The sequence below is a fragment of the Pseudarthrobacter sp. rb genome (assembly GCF_056389225.1).
In genome coordinates, this window is the sequence record NZ_JBWJAR010000015.1 from 66674 (window position 1) to 87176 (window position 20503).

20 protein-coding genes and 2 riboswitches are annotated in these 20503 nt (G+C 66.7%); of the genes, 8 read left to right on the forward strand and 12 right to left on the reverse strand.

What is annotated here, in order from left to right; all coding sequences use genetic code 11:
• Positions 1-12 precede the first annotated feature (12 nt).
• From ACWRN3_RS17615 to ACWRN3_RS17635, 5 genes are all read right to left on the reverse strand, one after another.
• Positions 13-276 carry a DUF4235 domain-containing protein gene (locus ACWRN3_RS17615; RefSeq protein WP_255173550.1) on the reverse strand — a complete coding sequence of 88 codons (264 nt, stop codon included), beginning with the start codon at positions 274-276 and terminating at the stop codon, positions 13-15.
• 98 nt (positions 277-374) lie between these two features.
• A complete protein-coding gene (locus tag ACWRN3_RS17620; RefSeq protein WP_476741437.1) occupies positions 375-635 on the reverse strand; it encodes a CDGSH iron-sulfur domain-containing protein in 261 nt (86 codons plus the stop codon).
• The gene (locus tag ACWRN3_RS17625; protein WP_476741438.1) at positions 632-1675 is read right to left on the reverse strand and encodes a glycosyltransferase family 2 protein; all 1044 of its coding nucleotides are present in this window, start codon (positions 1673-1675) and stop codon (positions 632-634) included. Before ACWRN3_RS17625 ends, ACWRN3_RS17620 begins: the two co-directional genes overlap by 4 nt.
• Positions 1676-1710: 35 nt before the next feature.
• Positions 1711-2766 carry an iron-containing redox enzyme family protein gene (locus tag ACWRN3_RS17630; RefSeq protein WP_476741439.1) on the reverse strand — a complete coding sequence of 352 codons (1056 nt, stop codon included), beginning with the start codon at positions 2764-2766 and terminating at the stop codon, positions 1711-1713.
• Between the two features lie 176 nt (positions 2767-2942).
• Complete coding sequence (locus ACWRN3_RS17635) at positions 2943-3485, reverse strand: heme-degrading domain-containing protein (RefSeq protein WP_476741440.1); 543 nt, start codon at positions 3483-3485, stop codon at positions 2943-2945.
• A gap of 85 nt (positions 3486-3570) precedes the next feature.
• Positions 3571-3711: riboswitch (TPP riboswitch) on the forward strand.
• A gap of 67 nt (positions 3712-3778) precedes the next feature.
• Between ACWRN3_RS17635 and ACWRN3_RS17640 the strand changes: the two genes are divergently transcribed.
• The 5 genes from ACWRN3_RS17640 to ACWRN3_RS17660 all read left to right on the forward strand — a co-directional run bounded on the left by ACWRN3_RS17640 (position 3779) and on the right by ACWRN3_RS17660 (position 9695).
• Positions 3779-4402, forward strand: coding sequence for an ECF transporter S component (locus tag ACWRN3_RS17640; protein ID WP_324643360.1), 624 nt, complete (start codon positions 3779-3781; stop codon positions 4400-4402).
• Positions 4402-5949, forward strand: a complete 1548-nt coding sequence (locus tag ACWRN3_RS17645; RefSeq protein WP_476741441.1) for an ABC transporter ATP-binding protein — start codon at positions 4402-4404, stop codon at positions 5947-5949. The genes ACWRN3_RS17640 and ACWRN3_RS17645 overlap by 1 nt, the downstream gene beginning before the upstream one ends.
• Positions 5946-6746, forward strand: a complete 801-nt coding sequence (locus tag ACWRN3_RS17650; protein ID WP_255173543.1) for an energy-coupling factor transporter transmembrane component T family protein — start codon at positions 5946-5948, stop codon at positions 6744-6746. Before ACWRN3_RS17645 ends, ACWRN3_RS17650 begins: the two co-directional genes overlap by 4 nt.
• Before the next feature lie 129 nt (positions 6747-6875).
• Positions 6876-8399, forward strand: a complete 1524-nt coding sequence (locus ACWRN3_RS17655; protein WP_255173542.1) for a UDP-N-acetylglucosamine 1-carboxyvinyltransferase — start codon at positions 6876-6878, stop codon at positions 8397-8399.
• Between the two features lie 69 nt (positions 8400-8468).
• A complete protein-coding gene (locus tag ACWRN3_RS17660; RefSeq protein ID WP_476741442.1) occupies positions 8469-9695 on the forward strand; it encodes a glutamate--cysteine ligase 2 in 1227 nt (408 codons plus the stop codon).
• A 70-nt stretch (positions 9696-9765) separates the two neighbouring features.
• Here the strand turns inward: ACWRN3_RS17660 and ACWRN3_RS17665 are convergent, their stop codons facing one another.
• From ACWRN3_RS17665 to ACWRN3_RS17680, 4 genes are all read right to left on the reverse strand, one after another.
• Positions 9766-11187, reverse strand: a complete 1422-nt coding sequence (locus tag ACWRN3_RS17665) for an HNH endonuclease signature motif containing protein (protein ID WP_476741443.1) — start codon at positions 11185-11187, stop codon at positions 9766-9768.
• Between the two features lie 248 nt (positions 11188-11435).
• Positions 11436-12644 (reverse strand): O-succinylhomoserine sulfhydrylase, encoded by a 1209-nt coding sequence (locus ACWRN3_RS17670; protein WP_476741444.1) that lies wholly within the window; start codon positions 12642-12644, stop codon positions 11436-11438.
• Positions 12645-13055, reverse strand: a complete 411-nt coding sequence (locus ACWRN3_RS17675; protein ID WP_476741445.1) for a rhodanese-like domain-containing protein — start codon at positions 13053-13055, stop codon at positions 12645-12647.
• Positions 13052-13327, reverse strand: a complete 276-nt coding sequence (locus ACWRN3_RS17680; protein ID WP_255173538.1) for a DUF1737 domain-containing protein — start codon at positions 13325-13327, stop codon at positions 13052-13054. The genes ACWRN3_RS17675 and ACWRN3_RS17680 overlap by 4 nt, the downstream gene beginning before the upstream one ends.
• Before the next feature lie 13 nt (positions 13328-13340).
• Positions 13341-13456, reverse strand: a riboswitch (SAM riboswitch).
• A gap of 170 nt (positions 13457-13626) precedes the next feature.
• Between ACWRN3_RS17680 and opgC the strand changes: the two genes are divergently transcribed.
• Positions 13627-16095 carry an OpgC domain-containing protein gene (gene opgC / locus ACWRN3_RS17685; RefSeq protein ID WP_476741446.1) on the forward strand — a complete coding sequence of 823 codons (2469 nt, stop codon included), beginning with the start codon at positions 13627-13629 and terminating at the stop codon, positions 16093-16095.
• 131 nt (positions 16096-16226) lie between these two features.
• Here opgC and ACWRN3_RS17690 read toward each other — a convergent pair whose 3' ends face one another.
• On the reverse strand, positions 16227-16481 hold the full coding sequence (locus tag ACWRN3_RS17690; protein ID WP_255173536.1) for a hypothetical protein: 255 nt from the start codon (positions 16479-16481) through the stop codon (positions 16227-16229).
• 222 nt (positions 16482-16703) lie between these two features.
• On the opposite strand from ACWRN3_RS17690, the gene ACWRN3_RS17695 reads away from it, so the two are divergent.
• Positions 16704-17408: a TetR/AcrR family transcriptional regulator C-terminal domain-containing protein gene (locus ACWRN3_RS17695; protein WP_324643353.1), complete on the forward strand. Its 705-nt coding sequence runs from the start codon at positions 16704-16706 to the stop codon at positions 17406-17408.
• Positions 17409-17448: 40 nt separating this feature from the next.
• On the opposite strand, the gene ACWRN3_RS17700 is transcribed toward ACWRN3_RS17695, so the two are convergent.
• Positions 17449-17913, reverse strand: a complete 465-nt coding sequence (locus tag ACWRN3_RS17700) for a pyridoxamine 5'-phosphate oxidase family protein (protein ID WP_159630188.1) — start codon at positions 17911-17913, stop codon at positions 17449-17451.
• A gap of 59 nt (positions 17914-17972) precedes the next feature.
• Complete coding sequence (locus ACWRN3_RS17705) at positions 17973-18899, reverse strand: aminodeoxychorismate lyase (RefSeq protein ID WP_324643352.1); 927 nt, start codon at positions 18897-18899, stop codon at positions 17973-17975.
• A 94-nt stretch (positions 18900-18993) separates the two neighbouring features.
• On the opposite strand from ACWRN3_RS17705, the gene cls reads away from it, so the two are divergent.
• Complete coding sequence (cls, locus tag ACWRN3_RS17710; protein ID WP_420716229.1) at positions 18994-20469, forward strand: cardiolipin synthase; 1476 nt, start codon at positions 18994-18996, stop codon at positions 20467-20469.
• Positions 20470-20503: the final 34 nt, after the last annotated feature.

A 20503-nucleotide genomic window follows, 5' to 3' on the forward strand; every position in this document is an offset into this window, starting at 1 on the left:
CGCCCTGGGCAGCTAGACGATGTCCTGGCTCTTGGCGAACCGGGTGATGGCGCGCTGGGTGCCGCGGTTGGCCAGGACCTGGATGATGGCACTGACAGACGCTGAGATCAGCGCGAAGGTCAAAGCAGACCGGAGGCTGGTGGGGACGTCCTCGTTCTTGCCGGTGGGTGCTTTCTGCCCCGTGGTCTTTTCCCAGATGGTGTTAACCAGCTTGGTGCCGGCCAGGCCTGCGCCGAGGCTCACGGCGGTCCCGAGCAGTTTGATGAGAAGGTTCATTGCTGGTACTCCTTGCGGGCGGAAAACGGACTGTCCCCAGCCTAGCCTCACACCCGGGCTGGTCCGGGCAGGGCGTGGCCGGCGGCCGGCTTTGGGGATCAGGCAGGGGGCTGCCCGGCCGGGGGTTCGGTGCGGAACTTGATCATCTTGTGCGTGCCGTCGCAATAGGGCTTGATGGCGGAGGCCCCGCACCGGCACAAGGCGACGGTCCTGCGCTCCCTGGGCACGGCGTCGCCGGAAGGGGTAACGATCTCGAACTCACCCCTGACAATGAGGGGACCATCCGGGCACACCACGATCGAGCTGGCGGCGGATTCCTGGTCCGCGTCTGTTCGTGTTCCATGCTGTTCGGGGTTCATGCCTGCACCGCATTCATCGTTGTTTCCGGCTTTCTGGCTTCCTGGCCTGCTGGGTTGTGTGGGAGCTTGCCGCCGTGGAGCAGCAGGAGCTTTGCCTCGGAGTGCGCCGCGGTCCTGAGCCTTCTGCCTGCATACGGCATGCCGCCGCTCCACCTGAAAGCAAGCGCAAGCCACACGCAGACCGCCCGCTCAGCTGCCCAGAAGGGCGCAAACCATGCTGCCGAGGGGGGAAAGACGGCGCTCCCGTTGTGCCGTCGTCGTCCGATTTCTGCGCAGGCCACAGCTGCTCCGGCGAGCAACGCGATGGCCGCCCGCCGTGCCCTTGCAGGGAGGAGGGCGGCGCCGGCGGCTGCAGGCAGCAGGGCAAGCTCCGCGGCCAGCCGCCGCGGCTGGGCCAAGTCGTCGTAGGCCTGCCGCACACGCTGGCGCAGGAAGTGCCGGGCAGTTGGCGGCCGGCGTGCCACGAACAGGTCCGGAAGGATCCGCTCGCTTCCGCCGGCCGCCTTGATGGTCCGGATGAGCTCCAGGTTTTCAAACAGCACGCCTGCGTAGCCCCCGGTGGCCAGTAGGGCGCTCCGGCGTACCCCGAGCGTCCCCGGGTAGTCGGCAGACCCGGCGCGGTTGAGCAGCGTCCTGGCCGTATCCCAGCGGGCGTGCCAGGGAAGGGGAGCGAAGTAGTTTTGCGGCCGCACCACGTCCGCGGACTTGAGATAGTGCACGACGGCGGCGAGGGACTCGCGCGTGTAGCGGACGTCGTCGTCGGCGATAACGAGGAACTCCGCACGTGAGGTGCTGGCACCGGTCATCACCCCTGCCACCTTGCCGTTGCCGGTGCCGGGCCGGCCGGCCAGGTCCGGGTGGATGTGGCGGACCCCGCCGGGAAACGCGGCACGGTGGCGGTCGAAGAGGTTTTCCTCGGACCCGTCCACTACCGTGACGGGCATCCAGCCCACCAGGCGGTGAAGGTAACCCGACAACTCGGCGAGGCCGGAGTCCCCGGTCCAGCGCAGGGGAAGGACGTATTCCGCGTCGTGTGCCACAAAACCCGGGGGCGCCTCCGCGGGGGACCAGCCTGTCACGCTGCCGCCGGCACGGCCGCCCGAAGCGATGTTTGCCCGGCTTCCCAGGAGGACATCAAGTGGCCGGAGACGCGGCTGTCGATGGCCATGACGGCGGTGGCACCGAACAGGACGTCCTCAAGGAGGCCCGGCTCGGCCTCAACCAGACCGCCGGCAAGGTCCCGCCCGGCAATCTGTTCATGCACCGCGTCGGCTTCCACGTGCTCATCGAAATAATGGGTGACGTCTGCGGCGAAACCATGCCGGCGGAATCCGTTGCCGTAGAAACGGTTGGGCTGGGAAGAGGTCATTTCGTAGATGGCCAGGTGGCCGGTGATGGCCCCTCGCAGCCGCCGGTTCAGGCCGCAGAGCGACATGAGGTTAACGGACGCGAGGGAGAGGGCGGGGATGGTATCGATGTAGGCGCCGTACCTGTCGTCCAGGCCCAGCCCGCGCATGGTCCGGGCAAACAGCGCACTGTGCATCCGCTCCGGCCTGCCGCCGCCGTATTCGTCGGCCTGGATTTCCACGAGGGCAGCCTTGGCCCGGCCGGATAGCCGCGGAATGGCCCAGGTGTGCGGATCCGCTTCCTTCAACTGGTACACGGATTTGTGGATCAGGAACTCTTTGAGCTGCTCCAGGCTTGCCTTCCGTGCCACGAAGCGGGAAACGCTCGGGCCGGTGTCCATAGCGGCGAGGCCGAAAAGGACGTCGGCCACGGCATCGCTGGTCATGGCAATCCCGGCGGCCAGTTCGACATTACCGGCGGTTTGGCGTGCGGCGGCGCGAAGGGCGGCTTCAAAGGGTTCTTCGATCAGTCGCCGGACCCTGATCAGGGCCGGTTCCCACTCCCAAGCGTCGCTGACCCCGTCCAGGCCCGAGTAGTGCAGTTCGTACAGGCAAAAGAGTGACAGCTGGATGTCTTCGTCGGCAATGATGTCACCGGTACCCGCCACCTGCGCCGACACCAGCCGGTGCAGCCCGTCCAGCTCCGGAGCGGCAGCATCAGGGGCCTTCGACAGGGCCGCAAAGAGCGCGCTGCTGACGGGTCCTCTGGTGTCCGGGATTCTCATGGTGCTCCTTGGTTGCCGCGCCGGTTCGGGGAACGGCCGCCGATGGTGCTCCCGTTCCCTGTGGTGGTCGTACCCCGGGGGACAACATAGTAAGCATGATTACTAATAAAAGCTAAGCAGCCCGGGGCCGCTTGGCATGTACCGGTGCGTGTCCCGCTGCGCCGGGTCAGCCGGCGCTACTCGTCCAGCGCCGAACCCAGGATGTCGCGCAGGGCCTCCACCACCAGTTCGTGGTCCTGCAGCTGCGGCAAGCCGGACACCGCCACGGAAGCCACCACACCAACGCCCGTGACCTGGATCGGAAACGCGCCCCCGTGTGCCGCATAGCGGGACTGGTCGAACCAGGCGTTGTCCTCGATCCGGCCGCCGCCCAGCCGGCCGCGCAGTCCCACCAGGAGGGAGGGCACCTCGTACCGCAGGGCAGTGCGCTGCTTGGCCCGGATCCAGTGGCCGTTGTCGGGCGTGGCGCCCGGAAGTGCGACATGGAACAGCACCTGGTCACCCTTGGCGATGTCGATGGCGATGGGCAATGACCGCTCCTTGCCCAGCTCAACGAGGAGCAGGCCCAGGTTCAACGAATCATCCAGCGAGAAGCCGGGAAACTGGAGCTCCCGGACCTCCGCCTCGATGCGGGCAATCTGCGCCTCCAGTGAGCCCTCCGGCTGGGCGTCGCTGGAATCAGGATCGAACCCGGTCACATCCGGTGGATTGGCGGTCATGGCCCTCAATCTACTCCTGCCAGGTGTAAACTTGACCACGCCCAACTGGGCAAAATAGACAGCGTTACCCAACCACAAGCAACACTAAAAACGACAGGGGAGCGCCGCCGTCGGGCATCCTGGCACAGGCCGGGCACCGCAGGTGGGCGCTGAGAGTGCGGACAGCCGCAGACCCTCGAACCTGATCCGGTTAGTACCGGCGCAAGGGAGTCGAGTTCTCAAAGTGTCGCGGATGCACGGCCACAGGCCTGCACCCGGGTCCACTTTCCCCTCCTGTTTCCCAGGAGGATCACATGAGCACTGCAGCAATCAAGAAGACCACCAGTAAGTCCTGGCGCGTCGTGGACATCGTCGTCGCCGCGCTGGTGGCCATCGCGGGCGGCGTCATCTTCTGGGCATGGGACCAGGGTGCCGCCGCACTGTCCGCCCCCATGAACGCCGCCTACCCGCCCCTGACCGGACTGCTCGCCGGCGGCTGGATGATTCCCGGGGTGCTGGGCATGCTCATCATCCGCAAGCCCGGAGCCGCCCTGTTCTGCGAGACCGTAGCCGCAACCGGCGAACTGCTGATGGGTTCCCAGTACGGCGCCTCGGTCCTGTTCTCGGGTTTCATCCAGGGCCTGGGCGCGGAAATCATTTTCGCGATCTTCGTCTACCGCAAGTTCAACCTGCCCGTATCGCTGCTGGCCGGCGCCGCGGCAGGGTTCTTCTGCGGCCTGAATGACTCGTTTGCGCCGTGGGGCTGGAACATTGCCTACTCCGGCGCGGACAAGCTCGCCTACATCGTGCTGACCACCCTTTCCGGGGCCATCCTGGCTGGCGCTTTGTCCTGGCTTGCCACCCGCGGCCTGGCCCGCACCGGCGTGCTGGGCTCCTTCGCGTCCCGCAAGGCTGCCACGGAGCCCGTCTTCTCCTGATGGCACCCTCCCAGGACGCCTCCGGCACGGTCCGGCCTGCCGCCATCGCCGCCCGCGGCTGGGGCTGGCGGCACGCCGGAAGGGCCAAGCCCGCCGTCCACGGCCTTGACCTGGACATCGCCCCCGGGGAGCGGGTGCTCCTGCTGGGGCCTTCCGGCGCCGGGAAGTCCACCCTGCTGCACGCCCTGGCCGGCGTCCTGGGAGACATCAACGACGACGGCGAGGCGGGCGACGCCGACGAGTCCGGTTCGCTGCTGGTGGACGGAGCCCCGCCCCGGGCACGGCGCGGCCGCGCCGGTCTCATGCAGCAGGACCCGGAGACCCAGGTGGTCCTGTCGCGGGTGGGGGACGACGTCGCCTTCGGCGCCGAAAACCTTGCGGTGCCCCGCGACGCCATCTGGCCGCGCGTTCACGAGGCACTTGCCGACGTCGGGCTCGCCCACCTCCCGCTGGACCACCCGACGTCGGCCCTGTCCGGCGGCCAAAAGCAGCGCCTGGCGCTGGCGGGCATCCTGGCGATGCGTCCCGGACTGATCCTGCTGGACGAGCCCACCGCCAACCTGGACCCGGACGGTGTGCTGGAGGTCCGCGACGCCGTGGCCCGCTCCCTGGACAAAACCGGGGCGACGCTGGTGGTGGTGGAGCACCGGGTGTCCGTCTGGAAGGACCTGGTGGACCGGATCGTGGTCCTGCAGCCCGGCTCCGCGGCCGATCCTGCAGTGCTCCTGGACGGGCCGCCGGACCGCGTACTTACCGAGGCGCGGAGCATGCTCGCCGCAGCGGGCGTCTGGGTACCCGGGTACGTGCCGGCCACACGCGCCCGCGCCGCCGTCCCGGCTCCCGGCGCAGGCAGCCTCCTGCTGGCCGCAGAGCAGCTGGGCGTCTCCCGCGAACGCCCCCGCCGCAAAGGCTTCCGGAAGATCCTGCCTGTCCCGGTCCAGGAAGGCGTGGCCGCGCAGGTCCGCGCCGGGCAGGCCCTTGCCATCACCGGCGCCAACGGCGCCGGCAAGTCCACGTTCGCGCTGACCCTCGGCGGGCTGCTTGAGCCGGTGTCCGGAAAAGTGTCCGCGACGTTGGACCTCAGCCGCGGTGCCGGCATCGATCCCTACAAGTGGAAGGCCGAGCAGCTGATTTCGCGGGTGGGCACGGTATTCCAGGAGCCGGAGCACCAGTTCGTCACCGGAAAGGTGCTCGACGAGCTGCTCTTCGGCCCCCGGCACCTGGGGCACGGCGAGGACCGGGTTGAGGAACTGCTGGAGCGGCTGCGGCTTACCCAGCTGGTGGATGCCAACCCCTATACGCTCTCCGGCGGTGAGAAGCGGCGCTTGTCCGTTGCCACCGTCCTGGCCGCCAGCCCCCAGGTACTGATCCTGGACGAGCCCACGTTCGGCCAGGATGCCAATACCTGGGCCGAACTGGCATCGTTCCTGTCCGAGCTCCTCGATGCGGGCACTGCAGTGGTTGCCGTGACCCATGATGCCGAATTCACGGAGGCGCTGGGCGGTGCGGAACTGCGGATGGCCGCGGCCGAAGTGGTGGCGCCATGAGGCAGCAACTCACCTTGAGCGGCAACCACGCCCTCCTTGCCCGCGCTAACCCTTTGAGCAAGTTCGCGGCGGTCCTGCTCATCACGGCCGTCCTGGCGCTGTCCATCGACTGGGTGTCGGCGTCCGTTGCCCTGGTGTTCGAACTTCTGCTGTTTCCCTTGGCCGGACTCACCTTGTCCCTGCTGTGGCAGCGCGGCTGGCCGCTGATCCTCGCCGCTGCCGTGGGAGGCTGGAGCACCTCCATCCTGGCGCCGGACAGCGGCAGGATCCTGCTCGATGCCGGCATCTGGACCATGAGCGAGGGGTCCCTCCAGCTGGGCATCGGTTTCCTGCTGCGCGGTTTTGCGATCGCCCTCCCGGCAGTGCTCCTGATGAGCTGCACCGATCCGACCGACCTCGCCGACGCGCTTGCGCAGAAGGCACGCCTGCCGCACCGGTTCGTCCTGGGAACCCTCGCAGCGATGCGTTTGGTGGGGCTCATGGCCGAGGAATGGCAGACCATCGGGATGGCGCGGCGTGCCCGCGGCGTGGGTGCCCGCGGCAGCCTGGGCCAGCGGGTGAAGGCCACGCTGGGGCAAAGTTTCGGGCTGCTGGTCCAGGCCATCCGCCGTGCATCGAGGCTCGCGGTGACCATGGAGGCGAGGGGTTTTGGCGGCGGCCCGCGGACCTGGGCCCGGGTGTCCACCTTCAGCCCGCTGGACCTTTGGGTGGTGGCAGGCGGCGTCCTGGTGGCCGGGCTCGCCCTTTTCGCAGCTGTTACCGCCGGTACCTGGAATATGGTGTGGCTGGGGAGTTAAGCCATGCGGTCGGGGGCCAGGCAGGGCTCCCTATCGCACCGAATGGGTACCGCCCTCCTGGGATCCCCTTCCGGGCCGGTAGGTAGCTGCGATGGATCCCGGATAACTCATTTATGATATATTCGCCGTATGACCCAGGAAACCGCTGAACACGTTGCCGCCATGCTGAGGGACGCCCGGAGCGAGAAGGGGTGGACCCAGGGGCAACTGGCCGCCGAACTCGGCACCAGCCAGAGCGCCGTGGCCCGGATGGAACAGGGCAAGCAGAACCTGAGCCTGAAAATGATCCAGCGGCTGGAAAACATCTTTGACCGCAGCATCGTGAACGTGGCCAAGCCGCAGATGACGCACCTGCGGGTGGAAGGCGGCCGCACCCTGTCCGGGGCCGTCGACGTCAACAGCAGCAAAAACGCCGGCGTCGCCCTGCTGTGCGCCAGCCTGATCAACAGGGGCACCACCGTGCTGCGCCGCCTGGCCCGGATCGAGGAAGTCAACCGCATCGTCGAGGTGCTGACCAGCATTGGCGTCGAGTGCACCTGGCTCAATGACACGGATCTCCGCCTGCGCCGCCCTGCCGTCCTGGACCTGGATGCCATGGACGTGGACGCGGCACGCCGGACCCGCAGCGTCATCATGCTGCTGGGCCCCCTGCTGGATGAGTCCCGGGAGTACCGGCTTCCCTACGCCGGCGGCTGCGACCTGGGCACCCGGACCGTGGAGCCGCACATGCAGGCACTGCGCGAGTTCGACCTGTCAGTGGAGGCCACGGCAGGGTTCTACACCGTGCAGGCGCCGCCTGCCGATACCCGGGACCGCTCCTTCGTCCTCACCGAACGCGGGGACACCGTCACCGAAAATGCGATCATGGCCGCCGCGCACCGCGCCGGAACGACCGTGATCCGCAACGCCAGCCCCAACTACATGGTGCAGGACCTGTGCTTCTACCTGCAGATGCTGGGCGTCACCATTGAGGGCGTGGGCACCACCACGTTGAAGATCACCGGGCAGCCGGAAATTGACGCCGAGATTGAATACTTCCCCTCCGAGGACCCCATCGAGGCCATGAGCCTCATCACGGCCGGCATCGTGACCAACTCCGAGGTCACCGTGCGGCGGGTGCCCATCGAATTCATGGAGATCGAACTGGCCACGCTGGGCCAGATGGGACAGAAGCTGGAGGTTTCGGGCGAGTACATGGCGCGCAATGGCCGCACCCGCCTGGTGGACGTGACCACCAAGCCGTCCGAGCTGCGCGCCCCCGAGGACAAGATCCATCCCATGCCGTTCCCCGGGCTGAACATCGACAACCTGCCGTTCTTCGCCGTCATCGCTGCGAATGCCCACGGCCAGACCATGATCCACGACTGGGTGTACGAGAACCGCGCCATCTACCTGACGGAGCTGAACCGGCTCGGCGCGCAGGTGCAGCTGCTGGACCCGCACCGGATCTACGTCAACGGGCCCACCAAGTGGCGTGCCGCGGAGGTGGGCTGCCCGCCCGCGCTCCGGCCTGCCGCCTGCCTCCTGCTGGCCATGCTCGCAGCGCGGGGTGTGTCCGAGCTGCGGAACATCTATGTGATCGAGCGTGGTTACGAGGACCTGGCGGAGCGGCTGAACACCATCGGCGCCAAGGTGGAGTACTTCCAGGACTGACCCATTCACGCTTCGTCATGAACGGCGGGCCACGGTTCCAATGCCCGTCTGCTGTCGCAGAATATTCGTATGCGTACATTCGGCGTAGAGGAAGAACTCCTGATCGTTGATCCGGAGTCCGGGGAGCCGCTTGCCCTCGCCGACGCCCTCCTCGCCAGCCACCGCTTGGCAGCAGACGACCTTCCCGTCGGCCTGGATGGCCGCCATGCCGGCAACCAGGCGGATTACGACGACGAGATGGGCTTGAGTGCCGAGCTCAAGCTTGAGCAGATCGAGACGCAGACCCGGCCGTGCCGGGAGTACGGCGGCCTGCTGGAACAGATCCGTGCGGGCCGGGCGCTGGCCGACCAGGCAGCCCGGAAGCACGGTGCCAGGGTGGCGGCGCTGGCCACCTCACCGGTGGCATCGCCCAGCCACACCACGCCTGACCCGCGCTATGCCAGGATGCTGGAGCGCTTTGGCCTCACTGCCCAGGAACAGCTCACCTGCGGTTTCCACGTCCACACCTTCATCGAATCGCCGGAGGAAGGGGTGGCGGTCCTTGACCGTATCCGCGACAAACTGGCGGTACTCACGGCGCTGAGCGCGAACTCGCCGTTCTGGAACGGCGTCCCCACCGGCTTCGAAAGCTACCGGACCCAGGCCTGGAACCGCTGGCCTACAGCCGGCCCGGCCGGCATCTACGGAACGTACCCTGCCTACCGCCGGGTGGTAACCCGGCTGCTGGACAGCGGCGTCATGCTCGACGAGGGCATGCTCTATTTCGACGCCCGGCTCTCCCGCAACCACCCCACGGTGGAGGTGCGGGTTGCGGACGTATGCCTCCGTGCCGGGGACGCCGCACTCATCGCCGTGCTGGTCCGGGCACTCGTGGAATCCGCCAGCCGGGAGTGGCGGGACGATGTGGACCCTGCGCCGGTCCCCACTGTCCTGCTGCGCATGGCGTCCTGGCAGGCCAGCAGTGCCGGGTTGAGCGGCGAACTGCTGGACTTTGGCAACTTCCGGCCCGCGCCGGCTGCGGATGTGGTGCGTTCCCTGGTGGATTACCTGGCCCCCGTCCTTGACGAACAGGGCGAGCTCGCATTGGCCCGCCAGGGGGTGGAGGACATCATCGCCCGCGGGACAGGGTCCGCTGAACAGCGCCGCGCCCGCGACAAGGCCATGGCGGGCCAGCCGCCGGAGGATATGGGGTTCGGCGCCGTGGTACGGCAGGCCTTCCACCTGACCATGCGTGATGCCCTGGACCTTGCGGACGTTGAGGCCACGCCTGAGCTGCTGCGCGTGCGGCAGGCCTGACGGGTCAAGAGCCGCCAGGCGCGCAGACTTGTAGAACGGCAGGCGTAGAGACGCCGCAGCGAAGCGGGTGCTAGGTAGCGAGGCGCTGTAGAAGGACCTGTTCCAGCGGGCTTCGTTGTGCCGGCAGGATGCCCGGGGGCCAGTGGGTTGGTTCTGAGTCCTGGTGTTCGGCGTTGTAGTGCCGTCCCGTGGGTGAGGTCCAGCCGGGTGGTTCATTCTTGTTGGCCCGGTCCGGTGTCCATCTGCTGTGGTGTTTGAGCCGGTGGTGCTTAGGGCAGAGCTGTGCCAAGTTACTGGTTCCAGTGGTGCCGCTGTGTTCCCACGCTTGCAGGTGGTCGGTGTCGTTGTCGGGGGTGCGGTTGGTGCAGCCGGGGAAGGTGCATTTGGTGTCGCGCATCCTGATCCAGCGTTTGATGGCTGCGGTGAGCCGGTAGTTTTTGCGGCCGATTTCCAGTGGTGCCCCGTCGCGGGGGTCGACGAGGACCCGGTAGAAGGAGTCCGCCCCACCGGCGACGAGTTTGCGGGCCATGGACGCCGGGATTGGTCCGAAGCCGTCCAGTACGGCGGGTTCGTCGGTCACTCCGAGGAGGGCGAACACGGGCACGGTGACCAGGACGTCGGCCCGCGGGGTAGGGACTTCGCTGAGTTCAGTGGCAGTTCCAGCCCCCAGCAGCAGGGATGCTGCGATGTCGGGGCGGAGCTGGGTGAGGGTGCGCTCTTCGTCGGGGCCTTGGAGTCCGCGGGCGGTGGCGGTGGTCCGGTTCCAGATGGTGCGCGCGGTGTCCCCGGGCATGTAGAGGGAGATCCAGGCCATGCCATCCCGGTCGGGGGTGTATTCCATCCGCCGATCCGCCACACCCTTTGCATGGCGCTTCTCGATCGATTCCGGATGGTGGCGTTCCCGCCACCCGCGGACCTTGGCCCGGAACCGTGACGGGACGAGTTCGCCGGGGGCGGCACCCCGGGCCGGGTTCGGCGCAGCCGGGTCGAAGAAGTGCGTCACCAGGGACGCCGCGCCCCCGGAGGTGAGGCCTTCGGTTTCGTCAGCAATGATGCGGGCGTGCTGCCACGACATCGCGCCCGCGGCCAAGGCGTTCATGACGGGCGGCAGGGAGCAGATCCGCCGTGACTGCTCCACCAATGCCCCTGCTGCGCCGGAGCTGATGGTCAGGACTCCGGCGATCTCCTCGACCACCGACATGTCCGCGTACGTGCGGTCCTGCACGGAGGCGTCCGGCGGGGTCACGGCTTGCTGGAACTCCACGGCCTCGGCAGTGTCCTGCGCCTGGTCTGCGCTGAGTTGCGCGGCAAGTCGGGACCGAAGTTCCAGCCGTTCCAGCCGGATCTCATACCGCCGCTGCAACGCATCCACACCGGCACAAGCACCGGCCCCGGCAGCAAGGAAAGAGTCCTCACTGTTCAGCGAATCGAGGGCGGCAACAGAGGCATCGATTGACGCCAGTACCACCCCGACACCACCCCTGATTCCCATGCCGCCATCATCCAACGAGGCACCGACATTTGTATTTGGCCGCCTCGGATTACGGTATTGGTGGCATGAGCCTCCTGCGGCCGGCTCGGGAACTTCAGGTGCAAGGAACCCATGCAACTGTGGGGCGTCCGTGACACACTCCGGCGCGTGACGCCGTCGTACGCCTTCGAAGCTGAACTTTGATACCGCATTTCCCCCAGCCCAGAGGGTCCACATACTGCTGGAGACTCAGGCAGGCCTAGCCGCCGCTAGATCTGCTTCAGCGCCTGTTCCAGGTCGCGGAGAAGGTCCTCCGGGTCCTCGAGCCCCACCGAGAGCCGGACCACGCCGTCACTCAGGCCGATCGCGGCCCGCCCGTCCGGGCCCATGGCGCGGTGGGTAGTGGTGGCGGGGTGCGTGATCAGGGACTTTGCATCGCCGAGGTTGTTGGAGATATCGATGATCCGCAGCCCGTCCAGCAGCGCGAACGCCGCTTCCTTGCCCGTGCGTCCGCCGGAAGGAGCGAGCTCGAAGGTAAGGACCGTGCCACCGGCACTCATCTGCTTTGCCGCCAGCCCGTACTGCGGGTGCGACTTCAGGAGCGGGTACTTTACCCAGCCCACCGCCGGCTGTTCCTCCAGCCATTCTGCGAGCCGTAGGGCGGTCGCCGAGGAGTGGTTGACGCGCAGGCCCATGGTCTCCAGGCCCTTGGTCAGGACCCAGGCGTTGAAAGCGGAAAGCGCGGGGCCGGTGTGCCGCATCAGCTGCTTCACCGGTCCGTCGATGAATTCCTTGGTGCCCAGGATGGCGCCACCCATCACCCTGCCCTGCCCGTCGATGTGCTTGGTGCCGGAGTAGACGATCACGTCGGCGCCGAGGTCCCCGCAGCGCTGCAGCAGGGGAGTGGCAAAGACGTTGTCCGCCACCACGGTGGCCCCGGCCGCATGCGCCAGTTCACTGACGGCGGCGATGTCCACGATCTCCTGCATCGGGTTCGACGGGGACTCGAAGAAGACGGCGGTGGTGGGCTTGGACAGGGCTTCGCGCCACTGGTCCAGGTCCGGGCCGTCCACGAAGACCGTCTCCACGCCCCAACGGGGCAGGATCTCATTCAGGATCACAAAACACGAACCGAACAGTGACCGGGCAGCCACCACCCGGTCGCCGGCAGCCAGCAGGGCACCCAGCGCGGTGAACACGGCGGACATGCCCGACGCCGTCGCGAAGCATGCTTCGGTGCCTTCCAGCAGCCTGAGCCGCTCCTGGAAGGTGGCCACGGACGGGTTGCCGTAGCGGGAGTAGACAAAGCGCTCGTCCTCGCCGGTGAAGGCGCGTTCAGCTGCCGCGGCTGATTCGTAGACGAACCCGGAGTTCAGGAAGATGGCCTCGGATGTTTCCTGGAAGTTGGAGCGGTCCAGGCCTCCGCGGACTGCCTGGGTGTCGGGGTTCCAGCCGGGGGCGTCTGGGTTGAAGGCCACTTAGTTCTTTCCGAGGTTGGTGGGGAGGCCGCGGTTCTTCCAGCCATTGACGGTCCGCTCGCCGTAGCGGTCGGGCTCGCCTTCGAAGCCCTCCAGCACGCTGTACGCGGTGAAGCCGGCCTGGGTGGCGGCAGTTGCGGCCGCGATGGACCGCTGGCCGGACCGGCACAGGAACAGCAGTTCCGCGTGGGGATCCTCCGGCGCCTGCTCCTGCAGGTCCCTGACGAAGTCGGGGTTGGGGATACCGCCGGGAAAGGTCCACTGGATGAACAGGGGATCGTTGTCCGTGGCTTTGGTGTCCGGGATGCCGATGTGGGCCCATTCGCCCTCGGTGCGGACGTCCACCAGGATGGCGCCCTGCTCCAGCTTGGCCCAGGCTTCCTGCGGCGTCAGGTCTCCGGCGTAGCTCATGCGTGGCCCTCGCCGTCGAACTCGCCCTCAAATTCGGCATCGAGCTGGTCCACGGCGGTCGCCACGGCGGCATCGGCTGAGGCGATGGCGGCCGGAAGGACGATTGCCTGCGCAACGATGACGGTGGTGCCGTTGAAGGTTGCCGCCGGGCTGCCGTGCAGGACATAGCCGTCGGCGAGTGCAGCGGAGATCCGCTCACAGAATTCACGGTTGTCCGCGCCGGTAATCAGGCGGTAGGACAGTTTTTCGTCAGGGGCGGGTGCGTCGGACACGACGGATCTCCTTCTTTCACGCTTGCAGCTCGAATCGGTCGATATGCCGAGTATTCACCTGAGGCACCCCGCCGCGAAAGGGAGGGTTGCCGACCGGCAAGTCAGGGCTTTGCACCGGTACTCATTACTCCCCAAAAACGTAACACCTGCCGCGCCCCGCCGCATCGCCGCCGTCGTCATGTTCCGTAATTGAGCCGTCCGCGTCACGGCACGGGTAATGCCCGCGGGCCGATAAAGTTCTTACCGGGGGGGCGCCGCCCCGTATCCAGAGCAATGAGTACCGGGGGGTCCTTGTCAGCATGCGGGCACACGTATCGCACCACCACGCCGCCATCCGGCGGAACCGTCCGCGTTCCATCGCCGCCTTTTTCGCCGCGGCCATCATCGCCCTCCTGGCCCTGGTGGTCCCGGCCGGACCGGCGCACGCCGCGCCTGCTGCACCGGACAAGGGCAAGCCCTGGCTGGGGGCGGTCCTCGAGTGGGGTGAGGATACGGCTGCGGGCTTCAGTGACCGGCTGGGGGCCAGCCCTGCCGTCTTCGGCCATGACATCACCATTCCCTACCGCGAATCGGAGCGGAACGACATCGACGGCTTCCTGCAGCAGACTGCTGCCAAAGGCGCCCACGCCCTGCTCACGGTGAAGCCCTCGGTGCCCCTGGACCAGCTCGGCACCGCCGAGGCGGAAGCGTTCGCAGCACAAGTGCGCGACCTGGCGTCGGGGTTCAAAGGCCAACTGCTGGTCCGGTTCGCCCCCGATATGAATACCGGCTGGGTGGCATGGGGCCAGCAGCCGGCCACGTACCGGCAAACCTTCCAGGCCGTGGCGGCAGCCTTCAAGAAGTACGACGGCGGCCGGGCCGCCATGGTGTGGGCGCCCTACCTGGGCAAGGACTACCCCTTTGAACGGAACCGGAATGCCCCGGAGCCGGGAAGCGAGGGGTTCTCCCTCCTGGATACGAATGGGGACGGGGCCTGGAACGGAAGCGACAGCGCCTATGCTCCCTATTACCCCGGCGATGACGCCGTGGACTGGGTGGGCCTGACCGCCTATCACGACGACACTTCCGGCGGGGCCGCCGTCAACACCACGCCGCGTCCCGGTGAACTCCAGGAGATGCTGACGGCATCCGGCAGCGAAAACTTCTACGGCACCTACGCCGAGGGACGCAAAAAGCCATTCCTCCTGCAGACCTCGGCCTTCTACAGCCCTGCGTCCGGTGGGGCACCCGAGGCGGACATCAAGACGGGCTGGTGGGACCAGGTGGTGGCCACTGCCACATCGCCCGCTTTCGGCGGGACGGCCGCCGTGGTGTGGGACGAGCGGACCAGCACGCGGGACACCGGCGTGGCAAGCATCAGCTGGCTGCTCACGGGAAGCCCGGATGTTGCCAAGTCCGCGCTCGACAGGCTGAAGGCATCACCGATGGTCACCGGCCCTGTCACGGATGTGGCGTCCACAGGCACCTACGTGCGGGCCAATACGCTCTCCGGTGCCGTCCCGTGGACCCTTGCTGCCGCCATGGTCATCCTCCTGGTGGCCCTGTGGCAGATTCCCCGCCGGATCAACACCGCCACGTCCTGGAGCTACCAGGACCCTTCCACCAGGGATTCGAGGGTGGATCTGCTGCGCGGTCTGGCCATAGTCTTCGTTGTGGTCAACCACCTGGGCATGGCCTCACTGTTCCAGTTGCTCACCCAGGAGGCGGTGGGCTTCGTGTCAGGCGCGGAGCTCTTCGTGCTGTTCTCCGGCCTGGTGGTCGGCATGGTGTACGGGCCCAAAGCCAAGCAGGACTTCGGCCGGGTGGTGGACCTGACATCCCGCCGTGCCGGGAAGCTGTACGTGACTGCGCTGGCCGTGCTGATCGGCGTCTTCCTTCTTTCCCTGCTCCCGTTCTTCCACACCGAGGCCCTGACCACGTTCGTGGACCAGGGGACCGGCGGGGCGGGACACGGTGGTGCCGGCCGGACCTACGACCTCTATGCCGGCATGTCATCGCTGTTCCAGTTCCCCGTGCCGCCGCAGGTGCTGCCGGCCATCGTGCTGCTGCAGTTCGGTCCCTGGCAGTTCAACGTCATGGGCCTGTACGTGGTGCTCCTGCTGGCCAGCCCGCTGATCCTTGCGGCGCTGAACCGCGGCAAGGCCGTCTGGGTCTTGCTGGCGACGCTCGCCGTGTACGCCGTGGGCGCCGTGACCCGGTTCAGGATCCTGCCCTCCCAGTTTGAGGACTCGTTCCCCCTGCTGGTCTGGCAGGTGCTTTTTGTGCTCGGGCTGGTGGTTGGCTACTACCGCCGCAGCATCGTTGCCTGGTTGTCGGCCCATACCTGGGTGGTGGCGGCCTGCACTGTGGCAGCGTTTGCGCTGGCCTTCCTGTCCTGGGGCAATCCGTATCTGGCCAACAACTACGACGTCCGCCTGGCGCTCATGCCGGACGCCTCCTACCGGACCATGTATGACGCACTCTTCGGCCGGACCTACGTGGCGCCCGGCCGCCTGTTCAACGTCCTGGTCCTGGTGGTGGCCGCCTATGCGTTCCTCAGCGCTTACTGGAAACCGGTGGAGCGGGCCCTGGGCTGGTTCCTGATTCCGCTGGGCCGCGCCACGCTCTATGTGTTCATCATGCATGTGGTGCTGATCGCCGTCGTCACAAACATCCCGGCGCTCCAGCAGCAGAGCATTTTCCTCAACACCGCTGCCTACGCCGTGGTCCTGGGCCTGTTGTGGGTGATGGTCCGCACCAGGTTCCTTTTCCGGATCATCCCCACCTAGGGATCTCCCAGGCGCGGACTCCGGTTGCCGGTGGGGGCGTCCGGACATGAAATGCTGCGGCACAAAAGTGCCGCAGCATGTCATCGTTCGCCGCTGGTTGTCCTGGGGTCCGTTGGAGGCCCGGAAACAGCCTAGACGAGTCGCGGGTAGCTGCTGAGGATGTAGTCCGCAGCAGCAGGGCCTCTCATGCGCAGGCCGTTGTGGCGGGCCGAGACTTTGTGTTTCATGGCAGCCCAGAAACTGGACTCGGTGCCGGTGGGCTGTTCGTTAACGAAGCACCAGCTGGTGTACAGGCCGTAGAGGCGGTCGGGGTCCAGGTTGGTGTCGGAGGCGTGGTCTGCGTAGGTGGCTTCGTGGAGGAAAAGATCAAACTGCGAATTGGCCATGAGGCGTCCCTTCGCTCGGTGCCGTGGTGCCGCCGGTAGGCTCCAGCGGCGAACCTCGATGCCCTGCACAAGGTGGCAAAGGATTATGTAGTCGCTTTCCCTGAGAGGTCCCGAAAAGCTCAAGAGTTCATCTTGTCTACGATGTAGACTTTACCTGTAGACCAGATATGAGGCAACCGTCCCAGGTACTTCGGGACGAGGGCCGCCAGTGAGGACTTTTTGATGACTTCCGCCAACAGTTCCCAGCCAGGGCAGGCCAAAACGAGGCTGAGCAGGGACATTGTGCTGGCCAAGGCCTTGGAACTGGTTGATGCCGAAGGACTGGATGCACTGACCATGCGCCGCCTGGGGCAGGAGCTTGGCCGGGACCCGATGAGCCTGTACCGCTACGCCGAGAACCGCGCCGCGCTGCTGGACGGGGTTTCTGAGCTGGTGCTCAACCAGCTTCCGATTCATCCGGAGGACCCGGACTGGAAAGCGCAGCTGCGGAGCATCGCCCACAACCTGCGGACGCTTGCCCTGCAGCATCCCAATGTGGTTCCCCTGTTGGTGACGCGGCCCCTTTCCACGCCTCTGGGCCTGCGCCCCCTGGGCACGCTGCGGCCCCTGGAACAGATCCTGTCCCTGCTGGGCGCGGCGGGATTCTCGCCGGCCGATGCGCTCCACGTCTACCGCGCCTACTACGGCTTCCTCTACGGGCACATCCTGAACGAACTGCAGGAGTATGTCGTGGATCCGGAAGAGAACGAGGCGCTGTTGCGCCTGGGGCTCCACCGCCTGCCGGCCAAGGAGTTCCCCAGGCTGCGTGCCCTTGCTCCCGCCCTGTCTGAGTACGACGGCGAGGCGGAGCTTGACCAGGGACTTGGCATCCTGCTGTCCGGGCTGGAAGCACAGATGTCACGGCAGGCTGCAGGGCCCGCCGCCTGACGCTCCGTGGCCTTGTGGAGGCCGGATTACCCGGGTGGCGCTATTCGAAGGATGCCCGGCGCCGGTCCTGCAGGCGGGTGTTCCAGATGTCCGGCCGGTTTACGCGGAACCGGCGTCCGGTCAGGGCTTTGGCGTTCAGCCGGACGTAGTGGGCTTTTTCGCCCGGCTGCCACGGTTCCAGGCCGAGTGCATCCACTGCATCCTTCACTCCCTGGTCCTCGATGATCTCCGTTTCGCCGCGCACCACTACGCTCCAGGCTTGTTCCGAGGCGGGGTCGTAGCCGTCTATCTCCAGTGCTGCCGGCCGTTCCATCCGGGCGCCCCAAAGCTTTGAACCGGGTGCGGTGCGGAAGACGATGCTGCGCAGGTGGACAGCGTAGTTCACGGGGAAGATCTCGGGATGTTCGTCCACCACGATGGCCAGCCTTCCCACCGCGTCATTGTCGAGGAGTTCCCAGCAGTCGTCGAAGGACAGGTTTTCAATCGGCAGGTTTCGCGAGTCCATGGTCCACACCTTACGGGTGATGCGGGAGTGGGAAAAGGGATTGCGCCGCTTGTTGCGGCCTAGTGGATGCCGGCGAAAAGTCCGCTCAACTCGGCGGTCAGTTCCTTCTGGACCGACGGGGTGCCGATTTCCTTGCCGTCGATCCGGTTCACGGGCGCCAGCAGGCGGACACTGGAGATCAGCCAGACCGCATCCGCGTCCATGAGGTCCCTGGGCTCCAGCGGACCATAGCCCAGTTCCCAGCCCGCCGCCTTGGCGGCTGCGAAGAGGGCACCCTGGGAGGTCCCGGCCAGGATGCCGCTGTCCAGCTGGGGAGTGATGAGGCGCTTCACTGTTGTGCCGTCGTCGGACTGCTCCACATGCGCAAGCAGCACCGTGGACGTGGGGCCCTCCAGCACGCGGCCGTCGGAGGACAGGAAGATGACGTCGTCGGCGCCTTGTTTGTGGGCATGGCGCAACGCTGCCATGTTGACGGCGTAGGAAAGGGTCTTGGCGCCGAGGAGCAGCCAGGGTGCCCGTTCGGCCACGTCACTGTCGTAACCCCGGTCAAGGAGGATGACGTCGATGCCCGTTTCACGCTGCCTGCGGCCGGCAGCCCCGGCCGGCGCCGCCTGCACCCAGGCCGTGGGCGCCTCGCCTTCAACGCCGCGGGTGACCACCAGTTTGACCACCAGTTCATCGGCGGCCGGGTCAGCCGGCGGGTTCTCGGACCGGAACCGGTCCACCGCAGCGGCAATAACGCGCCGCCACGCGTCCTGGTCCGGGATGGCCAGGTCCAGCGCCGCGGCGGAGCCCGCAAGCCGGTCCAGGTGCGCCTGCATCTTCCGTACCGTTCCACCCACGGCGAGCATGGTTTCGAAGACGCCGTCGCCCCGCGTGACCCCCAGATCCGTGACCAGCAACTGGGGTTTGGCGGCATCGGCCACCCTGCCGTCGGGGAAAGCAGGATCGAGGAAGGCGAGAACCACGGGTGCTGGAGAGGTCATGGCACCAGCTTAGTGCTGGACCGCGGATAAGCTGGGCAGAGTGCACCGGCCGGAAGCCGTCCTCCGGAGCCCAATCTCCCCGGGGGTTTTAGACGTGTTGTGGCCTTTTTCGCTTGCCGGCACCGCGCCCACATGGGTGGTGGTGCTCCTGGGCTTCGCCGACCTGGCCATCAGGATCCTTGCGCTGGGCATCATCCCCGGCAACCGGCGCCCCACCACCGCCATGGCCTGGCTGCTGGGTATCTTCTTCATTCCGTTCGTGGGCATCGTCCTGTTCCTGCTGTTCGGCAATTTCCGCTTGTCCAGCCGCCGGCGGGCACAGCAGCAGCTGGTCAACGAGCGCGTCCAGGCGGGCATCACCGCACTCTCGGATGTGGAAAGTGACTACCCCGGCCCTGAGTGGGTGAAGTCCGCCGCTGAGCTCAACCGCACCCTGGGCTCGCTGCCCATGGTGGACGGAAACTCTGTTGACCTGATCCCTGGCTATCCGGATTCCATCCTGGAAATGACCAAGGCCGTGCGGAAGGCGAAAAAGTTCGTCAACGCCGAGTTCTACATCATGAGTTCGGACCACGTCACCAACGACCTGCTCACCGCCATGGAAGAGGCCGCCGAACGGGGAGTGGAGGTGCGGCTCCTGTTCGACCACATCGGAACGCTGCGCATCAAGGGGTACAGGAAGCTGCTCAACCGTCTCCGCGCTGGCAAGATCCAGTGGAAGCGCATGCTGCCGCTGCTGCCCATCCACGGCCAGTGGCGCCGCCCGGACCTGCGCAACCACCGCAAAATCCTGGTGGTGGACGGCGAAGTCGCCTTCACGGGCTCGCAGAACCTGATCGAACCCTCCTACAACAACCCGCGGCACCGCAAGGCAGGCCGCGAATGGGTGGAACTGATGGCGTGCCTGCGCGGCCCCATCGTGACCACCCTGAACGTCGTCTTCGCCACCGACTGGCTGACCGAGACCGACGAATCCCTGGAGCACCAGCTGCAGCTCCCGTCGAACCCCGAACCCGGCCACGTCACGGCCCAGGTGGTGCCCAGCGGCCCCGGCTTCATCACGGAGAACAACCTCCGGCTCTTCAACACACTCATCTATTCGGCCCAACACCGCATCTCCATTTGCAGCCCCTACTTTGTGCCGGACGATTCACTGCTCTACGCCATCACCACGGCGGCCCAGCGAGGCGTGGACGTGGAACTGTTCGTCTCGGAGAAGGGGGACCAGTTCCTGGTCCACCATGCCCAGCGGTCCTACTATGAGGCGCTCCTGGAAGCCGGGGTCCGGATCTACCTGTACAAGGCCCCGTTCGTGCTCCACGCCAAGCACTTCACCATCGACGATGAGGTAGCCGTCCTGGGGTCCAGCAACATGGACATGCGGTCCTTCTCTCTGAACCTGGAGGTGTCAGTGATGTTGCTGGGTGAGGACATCGTGAACAAGATGCGGGCGGTGGAGGATACCTATCGGGACATCTCCCATGAGCTCAAGCTGGCGGACTGGCTCAACCGGCCGCTCGCTGCCCGGTACGTGGACAACGTTGCCCGGCTGACGGCCACTGTTCAGTAACCCTGCCAACAGCGGCGGGCTCCGCACTCCGCTG

Coding starts and splice junctions, on each gene's coding strand:
- ACWRN3_RS17615 (WP_255173550.1), bottom strand. CDS start 276: ATGAACCTTCTCATCAAACTGCTCGGGACCGCCGTGAGCCTCGGCGCA.
- ACWRN3_RS17620 (WP_476741437.1), bottom strand. CDS start 635: ATGAACCCCGAACAGCATGGAACACGAACAGACGCGGACCAGGAATCC.
- ACWRN3_RS17630 (WP_476741439.1), bottom strand. CDS start 2,766: ATGAGAATCCCGGACACCAGAGGACCCGTCAGCAGCGCGCTCTTTGCG.
- ACWRN3_RS17635 (WP_476741440.1), bottom strand. CDS start 3,485: ATGACCGCCAATCCACCGGATGTGACCGGGTTCGATCCTGATTCCAGC.
- ACWRN3_RS17640 (WP_324643360.1), top strand. CDS start 3,779: ATGAGCACTGCAGCAATCAAGAAGACCACCAGTAAGTCCTGGCGCGTC.
- ACWRN3_RS17645 (WP_476741441.1), top strand. CDS start 4,402: ATGGCACCCTCCCAGGACGCCTCCGGCACGGTCCGGCCTGCCGCCATC.
- ACWRN3_RS17650 (WP_255173543.1), top strand. CDS start 5,946: ATGAGGCAGCAACTCACCTTGAGCGGCAACCACGCCCTCCTTGCCCGC.
- ACWRN3_RS17655 (WP_255173542.1), top strand. CDS start 6,876: ATGACCCAGGAAACCGCTGAACACGTTGCCGCCATGCTGAGGGACGCC.
- ACWRN3_RS17660 (WP_476741442.1), top strand. CDS start 8,469: ATGCGTACATTCGGCGTAGAGGAAGAACTCCTGATCGTTGATCCGGAG.
- ACWRN3_RS17665 (WP_476741443.1), bottom strand. CDS start 11,187: ATGGGAATCAGGGGTGGTGTCGGGGTGGTACTGGCGTCAATCGATGCC.
- ACWRN3_RS17675 (WP_476741445.1), bottom strand. CDS start 13,055: ATGAGCTACGCCGGAGACCTGACGCCGCAGGAAGCCTGGGCCAAGCTG.
- opgC (WP_476741446.1), top strand. CDS start 13,627: ATGCGGGCACACGTATCGCACCACCACGCCGCCATCCGGCGGAACCGT.
- ACWRN3_RS17690 (WP_255173536.1), bottom strand. CDS start 16,481: ATGGCCAATTCGCAGTTTGATCTTTTCCTCCACGAAGCCACCTACGCA.
- ACWRN3_RS17695 (WP_324643353.1), top strand. CDS start 16,704: ATGACTTCCGCCAACAGTTCCCAGCCAGGGCAGGCCAAAACGAGGCTG.
- ACWRN3_RS17700 (WP_159630188.1), bottom strand. CDS start 17,913: ATGGACTCGCGAAACCTGCCGATTGAAAACCTGTCCTTCGACGACTGC.
- ACWRN3_RS17705 (WP_324643352.1), bottom strand. CDS start 18,899: ATGACCTCTCCAGCACCCGTGGTTCTCGCCTTCCTCGATCCTGCTTTC.